This window comes from Microseira wollei NIES-4236 (genome assembly GCF_020521235.1).
Taxonomy (GTDB): domain Bacteria; phylum Cyanobacteriota; class Cyanobacteriia; order Cyanobacteriales; family Aerosakkonemataceae; genus Microseira; species Microseira wollei.
The window spans coordinates 1-2387 of record NZ_BLAY01000395.1; the positions used below are offsets into that span (position 1 = coordinate 1).

Sequence of the window (2387 nt, forward strand, 5' to 3'; positions counted from 1 at the left end):
AGAGGTTAGCTGGGGTAAAACCCTAGACAACTGATTACATTTGTAGGTGAAAGTCCTACCCTCCAAGTGCAGGAGTGAAAGCGTAACCCCTAGTTTGATGGGTAGCAACCAACAGGCTAAAGCGGGGTTAAAAGGCAGAACTACTAGGAGCCGAACCCGGTAACTGTCGAGCAAGAACCCATGGGTAGCGAAAGCAAAGATGCGTCAGAATCATCGTCACGTTGGATGGTGTAACGGCTAAATCAAGCATAAAACCGTTGAGAAATACGGTAAAGACTGATTAACACCAAGCCAAAAGGTAAGGATAGGGCATAAGCAGCTTTCTCACTGACTTATATGCACAAGCCCAATAAACCCGGTGAAAAGCATCGCGCTAACGGTTTAACCAATATGTAATCGGAACGAAGTAACTCTCTTAAATCTCTGGTAAGGTCGATAACCAGTAAGTAGCTAACGAATGATTTAAGAGAAAGGGATGGTATCAGAAGCGAATGCCTTGTTGTAATGACAAGGATAGGCAGACAGATACACGGTAATTCCAAAGATAGAGTTTTAAGTAGCAATGAATATGTCTAAAACACAGAACAATCTGATGGTGGAATGGAACCAAATCAATTGGCGTAAAGCTGAAAGATTAACGTTTAAGTTGCAAAAGAGAATCTATCAAGCGAGTGAACGTGGTGATGTCAAAGCAGTTCGCCAACTCCAAAAGACCCTGATTAGGTCTTGGTCTGCAAGGTGTATCGCGGGTCGAAGGGTAACACAGGACAACCAAGGTAAAAATACGGCAGGTGTGGACGGTGTGAAAACATTGACCCCAAAGCAACGTATTGACTTGGTTAATCGTTTGAAACTAACAGGAAAATCGAAACCCACAAGACGGGTAATGATTCCCAAGCCTGGTACAGAAGAAAAACGACCTTTAGGAATACCTACGATAAACGACCGCGCACTACAAGCGCTATGCAAAATGGCGTTAGAGCCGGAATGGGAGGCTCGCTTTGAACCTAACTCCTACGGCTTTAGACCAGGACGTTCCTGTCACGATGCAGTGGAAGCAATATTTAATAGCATTAGGTACAAGTCCAAATTCGTACTTGATGCCGATATAGCGAAATGTTTCGACCGCATCAACCATGAAGCATTACTGAGAAAAATAGCAACATTTCCGACCTTGAGACATCAGATAAAAACATGGCTCAAAGCTGGAGTATGTGACCAAGGTGAGTTATTTCCTACGGATGAAGGGACACCACAAGGCGGGGTAATTTCACCCCTACTTGCGAATATTGCCCTACATGGTATGGAAGAACGGGTTAAACAATACGCAGAAACGTTGAAGGGCGCAAAAACCAGAAACCGTGATGCTTTAAGTTTAATCCGATACGCCGACGATTTTGTGGTCATACATGAAGATTTTGGCGTAGTACAAACCTGCCAGAAGATAATCGCAGACTGGTTAAGTGACATAGGATTGGAACTAAAACCAAGCAAGACAAAAATAACCCACACGCTCAATGACTACAACGGAAATGTAGGATTTGAATTTCTTGGGTTCCACATACAGCAACACAAGGTAGGCAACTACCGAAGTGGACGTATAAATGGAAAGCTGCTGGGTTTTAAAACAATAATCGCCCCGGATCAAGCCAAAATCAAGGCTCATTTAGCCCAAATAGCCGAGGTAATAGATAACTATAAAGCCGCCCCACAAGATGCTTTAATTAGTAAGCTGAATCCAATCATTAGGGGGTGGGCAAACTATTACTCAACAGTAGTTAGCAAAGATACCTTTTCAAAGGTTGACCATCTAACATGGGAGAAATTAAGATCTTGGGCTAGAAGTAGGGGCAAGGGAAGCATCAATGTGGAAAAGTATTGGCGTAAGTTAGACGACCGCAATTGGTGTTTCAGTACCTCAAACGGATTAGAGTTAACCACCCATGCAAGTATGCCAATCGTCAGGCATACAAAAGTCAAGGGTAACGCCAGTCCGTATGATGGAAACTGGACATATGGTCGCAAGCGTAGAGGAGAGTACCCAGAAACACCTACTAGAGTTGCATCTTTAATGAAACAACAAAAGGGTATTTGTCCTCACTGTGGTTTGTACTTTACGAGTACGGACATCGTAGAAGTTGACCATATTAAACCAACATCGTTAGGTGGAAAAGATACCTACGATAATCTTCAACTTCTACACAAACATTGTCACGACATAAAAACAGCATCAGATGGTTCTTTAAGAAATAACCATGAGGATAACCTGTTTTGAATCGCACCCATGACAAGGGTGGAATTATTGAGGAGCCGGATGAGGTGAAAGTCTCACGTCCGGTTTTGAAGGAGAGGTAAGAGTGGTAACGCTCCTATCGACTCTAACTGGT

1 protein-coding gene is annotated in these 2387 nt (G+C 43.2%); it reads left to right on the forward strand.

The window, feature by feature from the left end:
• Positions 1–592 precede the first annotated feature (592 nt).
• Entirely contained in the window at positions 593–2275 is a 1683-nt protein-coding gene (gene ltrA, locus MiSe_RS48645; protein ID WP_307731690.1) for a group II intron reverse transcriptase/maturase, read from the forward strand.
• Positions 2276–2387 lie beyond the last annotated feature (112 nt).